The organism is Janthinobacterium sp. BJB401, assembly GCF_013372745.1.
Taxonomy (GTDB): Bacteria; Pseudomonadota; Gammaproteobacteria; order Burkholderiales; family Burkholderiaceae_D; genus Janthinobacterium; species Janthinobacterium rivuli.
Genome location: NZ_JABXFH010000012.1, coordinates 24,746 through 42,136, shown reverse-complemented (window position 1 = coordinate 42,136; position 17,391 = coordinate 24,746). Strand labels below are relative to the sequence as shown.

At 65.9% G+C, this 17,391-nt stretch carries 11 protein-coding genes; 4 read left to right on the top strand and 7 right to left on the bottom strand.

Annotation, left to right across the window (positions count from 1 at the left end):
- Window positions 1-57: 57 nt before the first annotated feature.
- Window positions 58-276 (top strand): molybdopterin-binding protein, encoded by a 219-nt coding sequence (locus HWE17_RS10520; RefSeq protein WP_034757699.1) that lies wholly within the window; start codon window positions 58-60, stop codon window positions 274-276.
- Window positions 277-297: 21 nt separating this feature from the next.
- On the opposite strand, the gene HWE17_RS10515 is transcribed toward HWE17_RS10520, so the two are convergent.
- Both HWE17_RS10515 and HWE17_RS10510 read right to left on the bottom strand, forming a co-directional pair.
- Window positions 298-1,047, bottom strand: a complete 750-nt coding sequence (locus HWE17_RS10515) for a LytTR family DNA-binding domain-containing protein (protein ID WP_176388743.1) — start codon at window positions 1,045-1,047, stop codon at window positions 298-300.
- Window positions 1,044-2,288: a sensor histidine kinase gene (locus HWE17_RS10510; protein ID WP_176388742.1), complete on the bottom strand. Its 1,245-nt coding sequence runs from the start codon at window positions 2,286-2,288 to the stop codon at window positions 1,044-1,046. Before HWE17_RS10510 ends, HWE17_RS10515 begins: the two co-directional genes overlap by 4 nt.
- A 416-nt stretch (window positions 2,289-2,704) precedes the next feature.
- Here HWE17_RS10510 and HWE17_RS10505 point away from each other — a divergent pair, with 416 nt between their 5' ends.
- Entirely contained in the window at window positions 2,705-3,583 is an 879-nt protein-coding gene (locus HWE17_RS10505; protein ID WP_176388741.1) for a serine hydrolase, read from the top strand.
- Here the strand turns inward: HWE17_RS10505 and HWE17_RS10500 are convergent, their stop codons facing one another.
- Entirely contained in the window at window positions 3,584-4,516 is a 933-nt protein-coding gene (locus HWE17_RS10500; RefSeq protein ID WP_176388740.1) for a DMT family transporter, read from the bottom strand.
- Window positions 4,517-4,625: 109 nt separating this feature from the next.
- On the opposite strand from HWE17_RS10500, the gene HWE17_RS10495 reads away from it, so the two are divergent.
- Complete coding sequence (locus HWE17_RS10495) at window positions 4,626-5,525, top strand: LysR family transcriptional regulator (protein WP_176388739.1); 900 nt, start codon at window positions 4,626-4,628, stop codon at window positions 5,523-5,525.
- 6 nt (window positions 5,526-5,531) lie between these two features.
- On the opposite strand, the gene HWE17_RS10490 is transcribed toward HWE17_RS10495, so the two are convergent.
- The gene (locus HWE17_RS10490) at window positions 5,532-7,451 is read right to left on the bottom strand and encodes a methyl-accepting chemotaxis protein (RefSeq protein WP_176388738.1); all 1,920 of its coding nucleotides are present in this window, start codon (window positions 7,449-7,451) and stop codon (window positions 5,532-5,534) included.
- A gap of 198 nt (window positions 7,452-7,649) precedes the next feature.
- Between HWE17_RS10490 and HWE17_RS10485 the strand changes: the two genes are divergently transcribed.
- Window positions 7,650-8,312, top strand: a complete 663-nt coding sequence (locus HWE17_RS10485) for a thiol:disulfide interchange protein DsbA/DsbL (protein ID WP_176388737.1) — start codon at window positions 7,650-7,652, stop codon at window positions 8,310-8,312.
- Window position 8,313: 1 nt separating this feature from the next.
- Here HWE17_RS10485 and recD read toward each other — a convergent pair whose 3' ends face one another.
- Genes recD through recC form a run of 3 tightly spaced genes read right to left on the bottom strand, consistent with a single transcriptional unit; the run spans window position 8,314 to window position 17,353 of the window.
- Window positions 8,314-10,272, bottom strand: coding sequence for an exodeoxyribonuclease V subunit alpha (gene recD, locus HWE17_RS10480; protein WP_176388736.1), 1,959 nt, complete (start codon window positions 10,270-10,272; stop codon window positions 8,314-8,316).
- Window positions 10,269-13,937 carry an exodeoxyribonuclease V subunit beta gene (gene recB / locus HWE17_RS10475; protein ID WP_176388735.1) on the bottom strand — a complete coding sequence of 1,223 codons (3,669 nt, stop codon included), beginning with the start codon at window positions 13,935-13,937 and terminating at the stop codon, window positions 10,269-10,271. Before recB ends, recD begins: the two co-directional genes overlap by 4 nt.
- Window positions 13,934-17,353 (bottom strand): exodeoxyribonuclease V subunit gamma, encoded by a 3,420-nt coding sequence (gene recC / locus HWE17_RS10470; protein ID WP_176388734.1) that lies wholly within the window; start codon window positions 17,351-17,353, stop codon window positions 13,934-13,936. The genes recB and recC overlap by 4 nt, the downstream gene beginning before the upstream one ends.
- Between the last annotated feature and the right edge of the window lie 38 nt (window positions 17,354-17,391).

Below are 17,391 nucleotides of genomic sequence, written 5' to 3'. Positions count from 1 at the left end.
CGCCGTACTCTGGCCTTGTCGCGCCGCATGGCGTATTACGGGCTCAAAGGAAATATCATGGCTATCTCGGAAGTGAATGTACGCAACCAGTTCAGAGGCAAGATCAAGGAAATCATCTTCGGGCCCGTGGTCTCGGAAGTGGACGTGGAAACGCCGCACGGCATCGTCACCTCGGTCATCACCTCGCGCTCGATCAAGGACCTGGACTTGAAAGTGGGCAGCGAAGTCATCGCGCTGGTGAAATCGACGGAAGTGTCGATCGCCAAGATCCAGTAAGCGCGCGGTTTGCCTTGCACGCTAATCGCGGAACAAATACGTAAACGTGCGGCTGACGGGCAGTTTTTCCGTGCTGCCGCGCAGCAGCACCTGCATGCGCTCGGCGTCGATGCGTTCGGCCGCTTCGATGGCTTTCACGTTGACCATGGTGCCACGGTGGATTTGCCAGAACTGTTCCGGATCAAGGCCGCCCAATAAATCCTTGAGCGGCGTGCGCACCAGCGCTTCCGAGCCGGCCAGCACCACGCGCGTGTACTTGGTGTCGGCCTGGAAGAACAGCACGTCGTTGATGTCGATCAAACGGATCTGCTTGCCCACGCTGGCCCTGATCCATTTCAGTTTTTCGCGCGGCGGCGCCGGCAAGGCAGCGCGCAGCGATTGCAATAAATTGGCCATGTCGGCCGGCTGGGCGCCGAGCTTGTCGCGCAGCCGGGCCAGCGCGCGCTGCAAGCGTTCGGCCTGCACGGGTTTCAACAGGTAATCGACGGCGCCCGCGTCGAAGGCATCGACGGCATACTGGTCATATGCGGTGACAAACACCACGTGCGCCCGGGTGCCGATGCGCTCGGCCACTTCCAGGCCCGACAGGCCAGGCATGCGGATGTCGAGGAAGACCACGTCCGGCTCATGCTCGAGAAAACCGTCCCAGGCATCGTTGCCGTTTTCCACCACCCGCACGATGCGCGCCTCGGGCCAGGCCAGCGCCAGCATCGTCTGCAGGCGTTCGCGCATCAGCGGTTCGTCTTCGGCGATCAGGATGGTGGTATTCATGCGGCAAGTTCCTTGGTAGTCATCGGCAATACGATCTCTGCGAGCACGCCCTCCTCCTCGCCGTTTTGCACGTGCAGGCTGGCAGCGGCCGCGGCCAGCTGCAGACGGCGGCGCACATTCTCCAGGCCCAGGCCGCCTCCGGGCGCACTCGCGGCACCCAGGCCCACACCGGTGTCCTGCACGCGCAAGCGCATGGCGCCGTCCGCATCCAGCAGGGCCGAGACGACGATCTCGCCCCCCCGCAGCGATGGCTCGATGCCATGCTTGATGGCGTTTTCCACCAGGGTCAGCAAGATCATGCTGGGCACCTGTATCTGCGCCAGGCCGGGCGGCAAGCCGAGGCGGAAGGACAGGCGCGCGCCCATGCGTACCTGCATCACTTGCAGATACGCTTGCACCACGTCAAATTCCGTTTGCAGGGGCACCTGGTCGGCGCGCATCTCGGCCAGGCTGGCGCGCAAGAAGGCGATCAGGTTGGCCGTCAGCGCGGCCGCCTGCGCCGCCCCGCTGGCGCCCTGCTCGGCCAGCTGCTGCACGGCGCCCAGGGTGTTGAACAGGAAATGCGGTTCGATCTGCGCGCGCAGCAAACGCAGCTGCGATTCGCTCAGTTCGCGCGCCAGACGGTCGCGCTCGGCATCCTGCTGCAGCTGCAGGGCCAGCGCTTCGTACTGGCGGTTGCGCCACAGAACGACGATGGTCATCGGCACCATGTAGACCAGCCCGGCAGTGAGCGCGGCCCAGCCGCCCACACGCGCGCCGCGCTCAATGGCCTCGCCGATGGAACCATGACCTTCCAGCATGGCGCGCAGCACACCGATCGCCACACCGCCCAGGGCCGGCACCAGCAGTAGCAGCAGCAGCGTCTTGAACTTCTTTTGCGCCAGCTTGCGGTAATTGAACCAGACCCCCAGCACGCCCCAGGCCATCGCCAGGCCAAGCACATTGCTGAGCACCACGGCCTTGGTCCAGCCCACCTTGTCGGGCAGCAGCAGATGCAGCACGACGCCGACGATACTGAACAACAGCACCAGCCTGGCCGCCGCCAGGTAAAAGCCGGCGCCCCGGTACTTGAGCATGAAGGCGTGGAATTGCTGGCGCTCGATCGGCGTCAAAGTCACGAGCCGCAACGCCACCCAGCGCCGCCAGCCCTGCGGGACCTGGGCCGCCGTGTCCGGATGCGCAAGCACCCTGAGGGTTTCATCGTCGTAACAGCGATACCATCCGGCAAATTTTTTCCACATGCTGCGTTCTCCTTGTCGTCTCAATCAGGCATGAACGCAGTCTACGGCGCCCTTGGTACAGGGCATAGCGCGGGGCGACGAAGCACGAAGCGGCAGGCATCAACGACGAAGCGCACGGCGCCTGCCAAACTCGCGCTGCCAATATTGCTGAAATAATACGAAGTTTCCAAGACGAAATCAATAATCGCGCAACAATTTTCACTACGGCAAGATTAGCCTCTTTTATTTGCCAAATTGGCCGCAACGCCGCTTGTCGCGGGCTTGTACCGTAGACATCGCTTGATCTTTAATGGTATTGTTTAAGCTTGGCAAATATTGCCTCCGAGATACACGCCGCGTCCCCGCGCGGCCCGTTTCCGGATTTGCGCGCAGCGCCCACGATGGCGCCCCAAAACTGCTTTCCCACATACAATCCCATGCTCAAAAAAATGTTCGCCGCGGTGCTGATGACGCTTTCGACAGCGGCCATCGCCGTGCCCTTCGGTTCCCAGTCGATACTGGTGGTCGAAGACGGCACAGGCAAAGTCTTGCTTGAAAAAAATTCCAACGTGGTGGTCCCCATCGCCTCGCTGACCAAACTCATGACGGCCATGGTCGTGCTCGATTCCAAGGCGAATATGCAGGAAGAGATCAGCATCGACCGCGAGGATGTCGACACCTTGAAACACAGCACCTCGCGCGTGCCCGTGGGCGCTACCCTGAGCCGCCACGACGTGCTGCAACTGGCGCTGATGTCGTCCGACAACCGCGCCGCCGCCTCGCTGGCGCGCACCTTCCCCGGCGGCCCGACGGCGTTTGCCGTGGCCGTCAACGCCAAGATCAAGGCCCTGGGCATGCGCCAGACCGTGATCGAAGAGCCGACGGGCTTGTCGCCGAACAACCAGTCGACGGCGGCCGACCTCGTCAAGATGGCCGTGGCCGCCTCGCGCTACCCGGAAATCAGCCGCATCACGACGGACTCGAAGGACATCATCCAGATCAAGGGCCGCGACGTGGAATACCACAACACGAACCGCCTGGTGGGCGCCAAGGGCTGGGATATCGGCCTGTCGAAGACGGGCTACACGAATGAAGCGGGCCGCTGCCTGATCATGCGCATCAAGTCGGCCGGCAAGTTCGCCACCATGATCCTGCTCAACGCGCGCGCCAATTCCGTGCGCGCCATGGACGCCGTCAACATCCGCCGCATGCTGGCGGCCGAGAACGGCATCGAAGAGCCGAAAGTGATGCGCGCCTCCGTCAGCCGGCACAAGAAGGCGCCGGCGAAACCATCGAAGCGCCGCCGCGCCAAATAACTATTTCGCTTGCCGGTTGGTCATGATGACGCCGGCAATCGTCACCGCACCGCCCACCAGCATCGAAACCAGCACGGGTTCGCCCAGCAGCACTGCCGCCAGCACGATGCCGAACACGGGCACGAGGTTGTTGAACACGGCCGTGCGCGACGGGCCCAGCGCCTTCACGCCCTCGTAATACCAGACAAAGCCGATCACCGTGCCGAACACGCCCAGGTAGCCGATGGCGGCCCACACTTGCCAGCCAAAGCTGTGCCATGGCACGGTGGGGAATTCCACGGCCGCGCCCACGAGCAAAAAGGCCAGGCCCCACATCGATGCATACGTGGTGGCGGCAATCGGGCTCAAGCCCTTCAGCGCCACCCGGCCGATCAGGGTGTAGGCGGCCCAGCTGGAGATGCCGCAGAACATGAACACCTCGCCCATGCCGATGCCGCCGCCATTCCCGTGCAGCACGCCGGCCAGGTCGCCGCGCGTGATGACGATGGCCGTGCCGCAAAACGCCAGCATGATGCCCAGCCATTTGAACGATCCGAGCCGTTCGCGGAACAGGAAGGCCGAGGCCAGCGCCGTGACGATGGGGTTCAGGGCCACGAACAGGGCCGTGCGCCCGGCCGGCATGCGCGACAGGGCCGCCAGGAAGCACAGGTTGTACAGAAAGATGCCCGTCAGGCCCAGCGCGGCCGTCGTCATCAGCTGCTTGCGGTCCAGGCGCGGCAAGCCGCCTTCCAGCTTCCACGCCAGCACCAGCAGCAAGAGCACGGCCACGCCGAAACGTCCGCTGGCGGCCGTCATCGGTGGCATCTGCTGCGCCAGCACGCGGCCCGCGATAAAGGTGCCGCCCCAGAACAGGGCGACGAAAATCAGTTTGAGATAGACGAGCGGCGATTGCACGGAAGGCAAGGCGGCGGAAGGGATGGCGGTAGTGCGCATGGAAAGTCCTATGATATCGCTTGTGCAGCGGACGCTGCAGATATATATTAATACTAATATCAACTCATGAAATAATGAGTAAATACTCATAGCACAGGAAAGCCACAGCATGACCTTCACGCAACTGGAAATTTTTACCCTGGTGGCCGAACTGCACGGCTTTTCCGCCGCCGCCGCGCAGCTGGGCATCAGCCAGTCGGCCGTCTCGCATGCCTTAAAAGCGCTGGAAAAGGAGATGGGCGTGGACCTGATCGTGCGCCACCAGGCCTCGGCCGAACTGACCGACGTGGGCCGCCAGCTGCTCGTGCGTGCGCGCGAAATCCTCGGCTTGTCGGAAGCCATGCGCCAGGAGGCGGCCGACGTGCTGGGCCAGCGCCAGGGCACCCTGCGCATCGGCTCCTTCGGCCCGACGTCGTCGCTGAATCTGCTGCCGGCCATCACGGCGCAATTTCGCCTGCGCTATCCGGGCATCGACCTGCGCATCGACGAGGGCGCCGACCATGAAGTGGTGCAGTGGATACGCGAACGCAGGGTCGATGTCGGCTTCGTCGTGCTGCCCGACGAGCGGTTCGATACGGCGCCGCTGGTGGAAGACCAGATGATGGCGCTGGTGCCGCGCAGCCATCCGCTGGCCAGCGAAACGTCCATCACCCTGGCGCAGCTGTGCGAAGGGCCGTTCATCATGTCCGAGGCGGGCTGCGCCTGCCTGATCGAACCGCTGTTCGCCAACGCGGGACTGCAGCCGAACGTGCCTTACCGCATCAGCCAGGTGATCACCATCCTCGACATGGTCAGCCGCGGCGACGGCCTGTCCATCGTCGCCGAACTGGCCCTGCCGCAGCGCCTGCGCGAGCAGTATCCGGACTTGGTCGCGCTGCCGTTAAACCCGCCCGTCAGCCGCAAGGTGGGCCTGGCCGTGCGCGACCGGCGCCAGAACACGCCAGCCACCAATGCATTTTTCGAGGTGGCGAAACAGATGGCGCCGACCCTGGCGCCCCGGCGCGCCTAGCCGCGCTTAAAACGTCTCCCACTCCTCACCGCGCTCCGGCTTGACGGTAGCCGTCCTTGCAGGACTGCTGGCGAGGCGCGGCGCGGCAGGTGCGCGCAGCACCGGTTTGACAGGCGCCGGCGCCTGCCCCTCGTCGAGCTTGAACACGCCCACAACCTGCGCCAGGGTGCTGGCCTGGTCTTGCAGGCTTTCCGCAGCAGCCGCCGCCTCTTCCACCAGGGCCGCGTTCTGCTGCGTCACCTGGTCCATCTGCGCAATCGCCTGGTTCACCTGCTCGATGCCCGAGCTTTGCTCGGCGCTGGCGGCCGTGATCTCGCCCATGATGTCGGTGACGCGGCGCACGCTGTCGACGATTTCCTGCATCGTCGCGCCGGCCTCGTCGACGAGGCGCGCACCCGAGTCCACCTTGCCCACCGAATCGTCGATCAGCAGCTTGATTTCCTTCGCTGCGCCAGCGGAGCGTTGCGCCAGGCTGCGCACCTCCGTTGCCACCACGGCAAAGCCGCGTCCCTGCTCGCCCGCGCGCGCCGCTTCCACGGCCGCATTGAGGGCGAGGATATTCGTCTGGAAGGCGATGCCGTCGATGACGCTGATGATGTCGACGATCTTCTTCGACGAGTCGTTGATCGAGGCCATGGTATCGACCACCTGCGCCACCACTTGCCCGCCCTTGCTGGCCACGCCGGATGCCGATTGCGCCATCTGATTCGCCTGGCGCGCATTGTCGGCATTCTGTTTCACGGTGCTGGTCAGCTCCTCCATCGAGGCGGCCGTCTCTTCCAGCGAGCTGGCTTGCTGTTCCGTGCGCGACGACAGGTCCTGGTTGCCGGCGGCGATTTCCGACGACGATACTTTCACCGATTCGCTGGCCGTGCGGATTTTCACGAGCACGGCGGCGATCTTGTCGATGAAGCGGTTGAAGGCGCCGGCGATCTGCGCCAGTTCATCCACGCCGGAAGCGTCGAGGCGGAGAGTCAGGTCGCCTTCGCCCGAGGCGATGTCGTCGAGCGCGTCGCGCACCAGTTCCAGGCGCTTGAGCATCCTGAACACCAGCAGCGACAGCAGCAGCGCCGCCAGCCCTGTCAACAGCGCGGCCGTGACGGTGGCCGTCGTCAGCATCGTTTGCAAGGCTTGCATCGCTTCCTGCTGGTCCAGCACCACGGCCAGCAGCCAGTCGGTGCCCGCCACGCGCGTGACGTACAGCTTGCCGTCGCGCTCATTCAGTCGCACGGCCTCGCTGGTGCGCGCGCTTTCCAGGCGGTTGACCTGCGCGGCCGACAGCGCCGCATCGAGTTTCGCCACCGGCTGCAGGCTCAGGTCCTTGTTCGCATGGGCGATGATGGTGCCGCTCTGGTCGACGAGGAAGGCAAAGCTGTGCGGCGTGGGCTTGATCGCCACCACGTTGGCGATCACCGTATCGAGCAGCACGTCCGCGCCCGCCACGCCGACCAATGCCTCTTTCGGCCCGACGGGCGCCGTGAACGACACCACGAGTTTGTGGCTGGCCGCGTCCACGTACGGCGGCGTGAGCATCGGCACGCCCGCCTTGACGGTGTCCGTGTACCAGGCGCGCGCCGTGGGATCGAAATCGGCCGGGCGCCCCGGATGGGTAAACACGGAGCGCTTGTCCGCGTAGCCAATGAACACTTCCGCGAAATCGCCGGCCTTTTCCGCGATCTGGAAGGCGCGCAGCGGATCGGGCGTCTCGGCCGACATGACGACGGACGCCATGACCTTTTTCTTGCCATCGACCCATTGCGCCAGCACGGCCGACTGGCTTTGCAGCAGCTGCTGCATCTGCTGGTCCGACGACGCCAGCATGCTGCTGCGCGTGGTGACGTAATTGGCGACCGACAGGGCCAGCATGGACAATACGACGATGGCCACGCAAATGAGCACCAGACGCGTACGCAACGATGAAAACATGGTGTACTCCCTTGTAGTGATTTTTATGGTGTGAAGCAGCAGCCTTGCCACGCACACTCGCCAGCATTCTCACGCAAAAATCGGAACATTATCATTCAATATTTGGAATAATAAACGTTTATTACATCAAAGCAACACCATCAACCGTTGACGCTCTACAACGATTGCCTCATAGTCAATCTTTTCAAAGGAGCCGCCATGCGTTTGCACCACCTCATCCTTGCCTGCGCCAGCTTCGCCGCCGCCAGCGCCTTCGCCTCGCCGCAAGCACCCGTGCAGGGCGCCGACTACCTGGTGCTGGCCACGCCGCAGCCCGTGCAAACGGCGCCGGGCAAAGTGGAAGTGATCGAATTTTTCATGTACCACTGCCCTGCCTGCAACGCGCTGGAGCCGAGCCTGGCGCGCTGGGTCAAGGACAATGCCGCCACGGTGTCGTTCCGCCGCATCCATTTGCCGCACACGCCGGCAAATGATCCGGAAGCGCATCTGTTCCTGACCCTGGAGGCGCTGAAGAAAGAAGAGGTGCTGCACGCGCAAGTCATGCATACCTGGCATGTGGAACGCAAGCGCCTGGCCAGCGACAAGGATAACCTCGACTGGGCGCTGAAAAATGGCCTGGACAAGGCTGCCTTCGAAGGCGCCTACCAGTCGTTTGGCGTGCAAACCAGGCTGAAGAACCTGCCGCGCCTTGCCGCCGGCTACCAGGTCGACAGCACGCCCACCCTGATCGTGGGCGGGCGCTACTTAACCAATCCGTCGATGGTGGCCGGCGCCAACCCGGGCTTGCCGCGCCAGGGCGTCGATCAGGCGACCCTGCAAGTGGTGCAGGCGCTGGTGGCCAAGGCGAAGCTGGCGAAGTAACTCAGCCGATCAGGCCGCGCAGCCCGCTGGCGCGCTGCGTGCGGCGCAGAATCGCGTCGAACAGCACGGCCTGCGTGGGCGAGACGAGGGTAAAGAAGTTGCGCGCGCGCGTGATGCCCGTGTAGACCAGTTCGCGCGCCAGCATGGCGCCGCCTTCCTGCGGCAGTACCAGCACCGTGTGACGGAATTCCGAGCCCTGCGATTTGTGCACGGTCATGGCAAACGCCGTTTCCACATGGCGCAAACGCGTGGCCAGCACACTGCGCACGTTCTCGCCTTCCAGGAAGTACACGCGCAGGGAGCCCGGCCGCGCCGGATCGCGCAGGGTCAGGCCGATGTCGCCATTGAACACGCCCGTGCCATAGTCGTTGCGCGTGACCATCACGGGACGGCCCACATACCATTCGCTGCGGCGTATCAAGCCTTCCTTTTCCAGCCGCAGCTCGATGGCCGTGTTCAGGCCGGCCACGCCCCACTCGCCCTCGCGCACGGCGCACAGGATGCGGAATGCTTCAAACGCGTGCAGCACGGCGCGCACCCAGTCGTCATGCTGCGCGTACGCGGCTTCGCCGGCATTCACCAGTTGCAGATACGGCTGATACCCGCCCGGCGCGTCAAGCCGCCCGCGCAAGGCCAGGCGCAGCACGTCTTCCTGCTGCGCCGGCACCGTCCACGCCAGCTGGCCGCCGCTGTCGCTGGCGAAGCAGGCCCTGGCCAGGTCGGGCCTGCCGCCGTTCACGGCCAGCGCCAGTTCGCCGATCGGGCCGCTGAAACGGTGGCTGTGACGCAGCATCACCGTCTGCTGCGCCAGCGCGCCGGCCGCTCCCGCAAAGGCGGGCGGAATGGCCACGCCGCTGGCCGCCTGCGCATACGCGATGGTGGCGTCCGTATAGCCGCCCGCCTGCGCGTCGTGGCACAAGTCACCCAGCACGGCGCCCGCTTCCACGGACGCCAGTTGGTCCTTGTCGCCGAGCAGGATCAATATCGCCGTGGACGGCAAGGCGTCAAGCACGGACGCCATCATCTCCAGGTGCACCATCGACGCTTCATCGACGATCAGCACGTCGACGTCGAGCGGATTGCCAGCGTGGTGGGCAAAGGCGCGCGTATCGGGCCGCGCACCCAGCAAGCTATGCAGGGTACGGGCCGCGCCCATGCGCCGCGCCAGTTCCAGCAGGGGCAAGGCTACCCCGACCTTTTTCGCCAGGCCGCTCAAGGCCTTGTCGATCGACTGTTTTAAGCGCGCGGCCGCCTTGCCCGTGGGCGCGGCCAGCGCGATGCGCAGCTGCTCCGGCTGCGGCGAGACGGCAAACAGCAAGGTCAGCAAACTGGCTACCGTGTACGTCTTGCCCGTCCCCGGCCCGCCCGTGATGATGGCCACCTTGCCGCGCAGGGCGATGGCGCACGCCACTTTTTGCCAGTCCAGGCCACCGTCGTGCGTCGGCTGGTCGAACAGAATGTCGAGCCATTGCCGCACCTGCGCCAGCGGCGGATTGGTCAAATCCTGTGCGCGCACGGCGATTTTCCCGCCCACCAGGCTTTCATCGCGCCAGTAGCGGCGCAAATACAGGCGGTCGCCATCGAGCACCAGCGGCTGGCGCATGTCGCGGGCATCCACCTGCCACACCTGCGGTGCACCGGCCAGCAGCGCGCGCCAGCCATCGACGCTGTCCGGCAGCGGGCCGGAAACGGCCAGCACGCCATGCCACAGCTCCTCGCTCCAGCCCAGCAACTGCGACGGTTCGCCAGACAGGTCAGCGAGCATCAAACAGCTATGGCCCCGCCCTTCCAGCTCGGATAGCACGACGCACGCCACGGCCACGGCGGGCGCATTTGGCGCCTGCTCGTCCAGGCTGGCGATGAAGCGGGCAAAGGCGGCGCTCAGGCGGCGCAGATGGCCCGCTTCGGCGACGCCGTCTACATGGGTAAACAGGGCGTCCAGGGCCACGTCATGGTTCATGCTATTTCCACTTCTTCTGACAATAATTGATCGAGGCCGTCCAGCAGTTCCAGCTGCGGCGCCAGCCAGTAGCAGCCATGCGTGTCCGCATTCGCTATGCCGCGCAGGAACAGGAAGATGGCGCCGCCCAGGTGCTCGGCCGGGTCATACGCGTCGCCCATGCGGCTTTTCAGCAGCCGGTGCAGGGCCAGCATGTAGATGGCGCCCTGGATATCGTAGCGGTGCTGCGCCATGCCGGCCGCCAGCGCGGCCGTGTGGTAGGCCGCGTCGTTGGCACCCAGCGCATTCGACTTGTAGTCGAGCACCCAGTAGCGGCCATCCTGTTCGATGACCAGGTCGGCAAAGCCTTTGAGCATGCCGTGCAGCTGGCGCCGCGGCAGCGCGGGGCGCGGCGCGCCATCGAGCAGCAAGCGCGTGCACAGCTGGTCGAGCGCCGCCGTGGACAAATGCTCGCTGGGGAACCAGAACTCCATCTCGGACAGCGTGCTATTAAGCTGCGACAGCGAGGCATCGAGCAGCGGCAGCGGCGTGATGGCGATCTCGCGCAGCCAGGCGATGGCGTCGTCCTGGCGGTGGCCCCAGCCCGCCCGCTCACAGCGCGCGGCCAGGCGCGTATTGAAATTGTCGTCGTGGACGCAGTCAAAACCTTCGCCGCCCATCCATTCGAGCTGCTCGTGCAGGAAATTGCCGGGCACGGAACCGCGTGGAAAACGGTGCCACGGCGTGTCGCCCATGTGCAGCGGCGAGGCCACGGCCACCGCCGTGCCATCTTCCAGCAAGGTTTCTTCCAGCGCCCGCTGCGGCACGTGCGCGGCCGTCACGGCGCCGATCTGGCGCGTCAGCGACGTGAAGCTGCCCACCGACCAGTCGCGCTCGAACTCGCCCGCGAACACGGGCGCGGGCCGCAACGCGGGCCGCCGCTCGACGCGGTCCAGCACCGTGCAGGCGTCGGGCTGTGCCAAGGTGCTGACATAGATGGCGTCGCAGCTGCCCGCCACCTGCTGCCAGCGCAGCAGCAGCTGATCGAACGGCAGCTTGTCGCCGCCCGTCAGCAGGTAGCCGAGCGCCGATTCGTGCAAGGTGTTCTCGCCCGCCTTGCGCGCCGCCTGGGCGGCCACGCCCAGCCACAGGAAGTGGCGCGCGCGCGTCAGCGCCACGTACAGCAGGCGCAAGTCTTCCTCGATACGTGCTTCTTCGACGGCCGCCATGGCTTCGTCGGACAAGGACAAGTCAAGCCGGCGTTCGCCTTTTTCATCCGCATAGTCGAAGAAGCTGCGGTTGCGCTTGTCCACCTTGCGCGCCGTGACGGAAAACGGCAGATACACGAGCGGATATTCGAGTCCCTTGGATTTGTGCACGGTGATGACCTTCACCAGCTCCGCATCGCTTTCCAGGCGCAGCACGCGCTCGTCGCCGCCCTCGCCTTCGCCGGCGATCTGCTCGGCCAGCCAGCGTATCAGCGCCTGCTCGCCATCGAGCTGGCGGCTGGCCGATTGCAGCAATTCGGCCAGATGCAGCAGATTCGTCAAGCGCCGCTCGCCGCCCGTCTGCTGCAGCAGCATGGCGGGCAACTGCAGTTCGTGGATGAAGCGGCGCAGCATGGCCAGCACGCCCTGGCGCTGCCAGATCAAATGCAAGGCCTTCAGTTGCTCGACCCGGCGTTCCCATTCCAGCTCATCGCTCGACAGGCGCGCCAGTTCGCCCAGCGACAGGCCAATGGTGCGCGTGGCAAAGGCGGCGCGCGCCAGCCCCCCATCGAGCGGGTTGGCCAGCGCCGCCAGCCAGCGCAGCACGTCTTGCGCTTCCTCGCTGTCGACGACGGAATCCTTGTCGGACAGGTAGACACTGGCAACCCGGCGGCGGGCCAGCGCGCGGCGGATGGCCGCAGCCTCCTTGCGGTCGCGCACGAGGATGGCGACATCGGCCGGCTGCAGGCGCGTAAAACCATCGGGGCCATCGAAACCTGCTTGCGCATCGCCCAGCATGGCGACGATATGTTCGGCGCAGTGCTGCGCGAAATACTCGCGGTAGCTGTCGCCGCGCAGCCCTTCATCGCTGGCGCAGGCGGCCAGCAGCGCCGGCAGCGGACCACTGGCGTTCACCAGGTGCTCGGCGCGGCCCTTGGCGTCGACGGCCTCGAACGGCAGCGGATTCTCGCCCCCTTGACGGTAGCGGAAGGCGCCAGCCGGCACCTCGTCGCGCTCGGCGTGCAGGAACAGCTGGTTGACGGCCGCCACCAGCGGCGCCGTCGAGCGGTAATTGGTACCCAGCTGGTAGTGGCGTCCCGTGGTCGCGCGGCGCGCCGCCAGGTAGCTCTGGATGTCGGCGCCGCGAAAGCCGTAGATCGACTGTTTCGGGTCGCCGATCAGGAACAGGCCCAGGGCCGGATCGTTGTCGGCGATGCGGTACAACAGGTTGAAAATCCGGTACTGGGCCGGCGCCGTATCCTGGAATTCATCGACCATGGCCAGCGGATACTGGTCGATGATGCGCTGGCGCAGTGCAGTGCCGTTCTCGCCAGCCAGCGCGTCGTGCAATCGCTGCAGCATGTCGGCAAAGCCGAACTGGCGCGACTGGCGCTTCAACTGATCCATACGCCGCGCGATGGCCGCCGCCGCATGCAGGTGCAGCTTGTGCGCCAGCGGCGTGATACCCGCCAGGGCGATCCCCAGCGCCTCCGTATGCTCGAAGCATTCGGGCACCTGCGCCGTGAAACTCTTGGCAAACGCATCCTCGATGCCGAACGGCGTCAATCGCTCCCACGCCTTGGCCGTGATGGCCGGCAGCAGCAAGAGCGGATCCTGCGCCCACTTGCGCAGGCCGTCGAACCACTTCGCCAGGTTCTCCGGCTTCATCTTGACGCCGTTAAAACACTTGGGATTGGCGGCGCGGTGGTCGTTGATCCACACGGCCATCTGGTCCACGCGCTCGACCCAGCCTGCCTTCAGGGTGGCCAGCTGCGCGGCCAGCGCCCGCTGTTCGCGCGCGATCAATGCCGACAACGGTTCATCGTCCGCCATGCCCATGATGTCGGCGCGGCGCGCCAACTCGCGCGCACCTTTCTTCAGCGCCCCCACGTCGGGCCAGCAGGCCAGCAGCACGTCGAGCGCCTGCGGCGGCAAGGGATAGACTTGCTGGCGCCAGTAATCGTGGGCGGCATCCTCGAACAGGGCTTGCTCGTCGCTGACCAGTTCTTCATCGAGCAGGCTGCCGCTGTCGAACGCATGCTCGCGCAGCATGCGCTGGCACCACGCGTCGATGGTGAAGATGGCCGCTTCATCCATCGTCTCGGCAGCCAGCATCAGCCGGTACGCGGCCTTTTGCCGCTCGCTCTCGTCTGGATAGGACTCAAGCAAGGCGTCGAGAAACGGGTCGCTGCCGCCGGATTCGTGGCGGAAATAAGCAGCGGCCTCGATCAGGCGCTCGCGCACGCGGTTCGACAATTCGCGTGTAGCGGCGCGGGTAAACGTCATCACCAAAATATCGGCCGGCAGCAGGGGACGGGTAAAAGCCGTGCCTTCGCCGCCGTGGCCCACGCCGTGACCAAGTACTAGCCGCACGTACAGCGCGGCGATGGTCCAGGTCTTGCCGGTGCCGGCGGATGCCTCGATCAGGCGCGAGCCGTGCAGCGGGAACGCCAGGGGGTTGAGCAGATGGCTCGTCATTGTTCTTCTCCCGCGCCATCATCGGGCGCGCTGATCGGGTCTATCGTAATGTGCTGCTGCAGCCAGTCGGCCAGCGGGCCATACAGCTCGCGCGTGCAGTCTTCCCAGGCTTCCTCCGCGGCCAGCGCGGAAAACTCGGGCCACAGGCGCGCCAAACACAGTTCGTCGCGCTCGCCCGACAGTTCAAAACCGCCATCGTAGACGGCGCGCGGGTCGCCTTGCTGCACCAGCGCCAGGCCCGTCTTGCAGGCCGTGGGCAGCGGATGGTTCATGCCTTCGCGCCACAGCGCCAGCAAGGTGGCCAGCGCCTCGCGCGACGTGGCCGGATCGAGCGGCGCCATGCTGACGATGGCGTCGCGCGCCACCAGGTAGCCGGTGACGGGAAAGCCGAGGGCGGCGGCGGCCAGCTGGCGCAGCCACATCAGCATCAGCTTGTCGCCACGCGCCAGGCCGCCCTTGTCCGTCACCTTCGAGGAAATCTGCATCAGCCAGGCCGTTTCCTGCCCGTTGCTGCACAATTTGTCGAGCCAGTCGTCGATCTGCAGCTCGCCAAACGGCAGATTGATGGCGCGCTTGTCGGCCGCGTACGGGAACGAGGCGCGCAAGGACAACCACGCGCTACGCACGGGCACCAGCGCCTCGACCAGCTGCGCCTGCACCTGCCGGCCGATCAGGCCGATGGGCAGCACGCCTTCGCGCGCCAGCTTTTCCGCGCGCGCTTGCAGGCTGGCGCGCACGTCATCCAAGGCTTCCACGGCACCGCCGTCGTCCAGCATGGTGTCTTCCAGCAGATAGCGTTCGAGCGCATTCAGGCCGAACGGCTCTTCATCCTCGCCCAGCATGGCCGCGTCGGCGAAATACACGCTCAGGCGGCAGCGGAAAAAGTATTTGACGGGCTGGCGCAAAAAGCTGGCCAGCTCGCCCAGTTTCAAACGCGTGCCGGGATCGAGTTCGTAGGGACCCAACGGCAGCACGGCGGCCTGCGCATCGGCATCGGTATGGACCACGCGCCATTCGCGCGCATAGGTCAGCAAACCGTCGGCCTCGAAATAGCGGCGGCTGAACGGCTGCAACGCATGCTCGGTCGTCAGGCTTGCCAGATGCCGGTCCAGCGACCAGCCGGCGGCCAGGTAATCGCGCAGCTGCGACACGAGGACGGACGGCGGCTGCTCGGAATTGTCGCGCACATTGCGCCCCACCCAGCTCACGTACAGCTTGTCGCGCGCGGCCAGCAAGGCTTCGAGCATCAGGTAGCGGTCATCGTCGCGGCGCGAGCGGTCGCCCGGGCGCGCCATGCCGGGCAATGTCAGCAAGTCGAAATCGGCCTTTTGCGCGCGGCGCGGGAAGTCGCCATCGTTCATGCCCAGCAGGCACACTACGCGGAATGGCACGGCGCGCATCGGCATCAGGGTACAGAAGGTGACGCCGCCGGAGACGAATTGATGGTTCAGGGTCGGCTCGTCCAGCGCGCCCAGCCACGCCACACGCAGCACGGACAGCGGCACCTGCTCGACAAAACCCGCGTGTTCGCAGGTTTCCAGCCAGCCCTGCAAGGCGCCTTCCAGCTGCGCCAGGGTCAGGCGATCGCCTTCGTCGTCGGCGTCAAAGAAAGCGGCCAGCAGCGCGCGCGCCTGCACGCCCCATTCGGCCGGCGTGCGCGCGCCGGCCAGCACGCCGCGCCAGTGCAGCAGCGCCTCGACCAGCTGCGCCAGCGAACCCGCCAGCGCCGCATCGAGGCCACCCACTTCCGCATACGGCTCGATGCCGCCAAAGCTGGCGCCACTGCCGCTGGCATAGCCGAGCAGCATGCGCCGCACGCCGAAGATCCACGCATTCTGTTCGCCGGCCGCGCCCAGACCCAGGCCGGCGCGGTGATGCTGGTCCAGGCCCCAGCGCACGCCCGCCCCTTCGATCCAGGCGCCCAGGGTGGCCAGGTCGTCCGGCCGCAGGCCAAAGCGGGTGGCCAGGGCCGGCACGTCGAGCAGGTCGCGCACTTCGCTCTGGCGGCAGCGCTGCTGCGGCAGCTGCAGCAGCCACTCGAGCGCGACGAGCAGCGGATTGACGCTGCGGTCCTTCACGTCGCCAATCTCGAACGGGATGAAACGCTCGTCATTGCGCCGGTACTGGCCGAAGACGGCGTGGATGGCGGCCGTGAAGGTGTCGATGTCGGGCACCATCACCACCACGTCGCGCGGACGCAGGCCCGACCCGGCGCTGTGCGCGAACATGGCCAGCAGCTGGTCGTGCAGCACTTCCACTTCGCGCTGCACGCTGTGCGCCACGTGAAATTCGATCGAGCGGTCGCCGGCATCGGGCGGTGTCTGCTCGTGTTCGGCCAGCGGACGCAGTTCGCGGATGGCCACCTGCACCTGCTGCAGCAAGGTCTCGCCCGTTTCCTCGCCAAACAGGTCGATGCGCAGGCTGTCGTCGCGCCCTTCGGCTTGCGCGTGTTCGTCAAATTCGTCGAGCATGCGGATGAAATCGCGCCCTTGCCTGCCCCAGCTGGCCAGCAGCGGGTGGCTGTGCGCATGCAGTTCTTCCAGCGGAATCCCGGCCAGGTCGGTGCCGTTGCGCTGCCGCTGGCGTTTGTTTTGCGCGCGCAGCAAGTCGCGCCCGTCGATGATGTCGCCCCAGTAGTACTGGCACGGATTCGGTACTGCCAGCACCACCTGCGTGTGGCGCGCCAGCGCGGCCAGCGCCTGCAAGGTCTGGTACGGCAAGGCCGACACGCCAAACAGCACCACCCGGCGCGGCAGCTTGCCGGCAGGCGCATCGCCGGCCGCGATCGCCGCCAGGAAGGCGTCGTGGATGTCGGCGCGCCCCGTGTCGCGCTCGAAAGCGTCGACGTCGGCCGCCACGGCGCGCCACAACTGCGCCTGCCAGCGCTGGTCCTCCTTCAATGGGATAGCTTCGCCGCGCGCCGTGCGCAACTGGTCACGCCCCGCGGCCCAGTCGGCCAGCCAGTCGGCGCGGTAGACCTGGTACTGGTCGAACAGGTCGGCCAGGCGCTCGGCCAGCTGCAGCCGGCGTTCGCTATCGCCATCGGCAAGGAAGTAGCGCAGCGGCTCAAACACCGGGTCGGCCAGCAGCGACGGCAACAGACGCATCAAGCGCCACGTCAGCGGGGATTTGTCGAACGGCGACACGCGCGGAACGCGCTCGCGCCCCAGCATGCCGCGGTAGCTTTCCCACAGCAGGCGCGCCGGCAGCGCGATGCGCGTGGCGGCGCACACACCCATCTCCTCGGCCAGGGCGATCTTCAGCCATTCGGCCACGCCGTTCGACTGCACCAGGAAAATATCCGTTTCCAGCGGTGCCAGCGGATGCTGGCGCAGCCACTGGAAGACGGCGGCGCGCAGCTGTTCCAGCTGGTTGCCATGCAGGATGAGGAGGCCGGGCGTGACGGGAGTATGCATGCTGATCCGATGGGTTGCCGCGCCTGCGGCCGGGTGGC

Bases quoted from the DNA above. Each gene is read 5' to 3' on its own strand.
- recD (WP_176388736.1), bottom strand. From the start codon at position 10,272: ATGAACCATGACGTGGCCCTGGACGCCCTGTTTACCCATGTAGACGGC.
- HWE17_RS10505 (WP_176388741.1), top strand. From the start codon at position 2,705: ATGCTCAAAAAAATGTTCGCCGCGGTGCTGATGACGCTTTCGACAGCG.
- HWE17_RS10500 (WP_176388740.1), bottom strand. From the start codon at position 4,516: ATGCGCACTACCGCCATCCCTTCCGCCGCCTTGCCTTCCGTGCAATCG.
- recB (WP_176388735.1), bottom strand. From the start codon at position 13,937: ATGACGAGCCATCTGCTCAACCCCCTGGCGTTCCCGCTGCACGGCTCG.
- HWE17_RS10490 (WP_176388738.1), bottom strand. From the start codon at position 7,451: ATGTTTTCATCGTTGCGTACGCGTCTGGTGCTCATTTGCGTGGCCATC.
- HWE17_RS10510 (WP_176388742.1), bottom strand. From the start codon at position 2,288: ATGTGGAAAAAATTTGCCGGATGGTATCGCTGTTACGACGATGAAACC.
- HWE17_RS10520 (WP_034757699.1), top strand. From the start codon at position 58: ATGGCTATCTCGGAAGTGAATGTACGCAACCAGTTCAGAGGCAAGATC.
- HWE17_RS10515 (WP_176388743.1), bottom strand. From the start codon at position 1,047: ATGAATACCACCATCCTGATCGCCGAAGACGAACCGCTGATGCGCGAA.
- HWE17_RS10495 (WP_176388739.1), top strand. From the start codon at position 4,626: ATGACCTTCACGCAACTGGAAATTTTTACCCTGGTGGCCGAACTGCAC.
- HWE17_RS10485 (WP_176388737.1), top strand. From the start codon at position 7,650: ATGCGTTTGCACCACCTCATCCTTGCCTGCGCCAGCTTCGCCGCCGCC.
- recC (WP_176388734.1), bottom strand. From the start codon at position 17,353: ATGCATACTCCCGTCACGCCCGGCCTCCTCATCCTGCATGGCAACCAG.